Origin of the sequence: Burkholderia sp. L27(2015) (genome assembly GCF_009765705.1) — a bacterium.
GTDB lineage: Bacteria > Pseudomonadota > Gammaproteobacteria > Burkholderiales > Burkholderiaceae > LMUX01.
On sequence record NZ_LMUX01000022.1, the window covers coordinates 1 to 632 of the forward strand.

Below are 632 nucleotides of genomic sequence, written 5' to 3' on the forward strand. Positions count from 1 at the left end.
AAAGGTCACGTCACCGTTGGCCCATTGCAGCAAGTGGCAGCGCCAACCGATGCGTCACCTGGGACGAACTGAAGGGTTGATTCAGGCGGGTTCGTGACGGGCCTTTCAGCGCAGTGTTTCGCCAACCGTCTGCTTGTCGGTCGTCTGGAAGCAGGGGTACTGCTTCGGTCCTGCATCTACCAACTTGCCTCACCATCCGTCGTGTATGTACAATGTGCGCACATTGGAGCCGCGCCATGACTGCCACCAGCGTAACCCGGGAAAAGAACATCAACCTTCGCGCCACGCCGGCGCAGAAGGTGTTGATTGAGCGTGCCGCAGAGGCCATGGGCACGACGCGCACGGCATTCGTGCTGGACGCGACCCTGCAGCGTGCCGAGGCTGTTTTGGCCGACCGCGCCCGCTTCGTCCTGTCTGATGCACAGGCGAAGCGTTTCGAGCAGGCGCTTGACGCGCCGTTACCCAACCCCGAGGCATTGCGGCGCCTGTTGGTGCGGCAACCGCGTTGGTCGCGCTGAGGCGTGACGATTCATGCGCCGGCCCCGTTCAAGCCCGGGCACGAAATTGAAGATTTCATTTCGCCTCATCCGGAGCTCGCTGACTGGTTGCGTCGCCGGGCGCGCGGCAACGAG

General features: G+C 62.8%; 1 protein-coding gene. It reads left to right on the forward strand.

Annotated elements, in window-relative coordinates; all coding sequences use genetic code 11:
* Positions 1 to 236: 236 nt before the first annotated feature.
* Positions 237 to 518, forward strand: coding sequence for a DUF1778 domain-containing protein (locus GSQ77_RS26330; RefSeq protein ID WP_158906621.1), 282 nt, complete (start codon positions 237 to 239; stop codon positions 516 to 518).
* Positions 519 to 632: the final 114 nt, after the last annotated feature.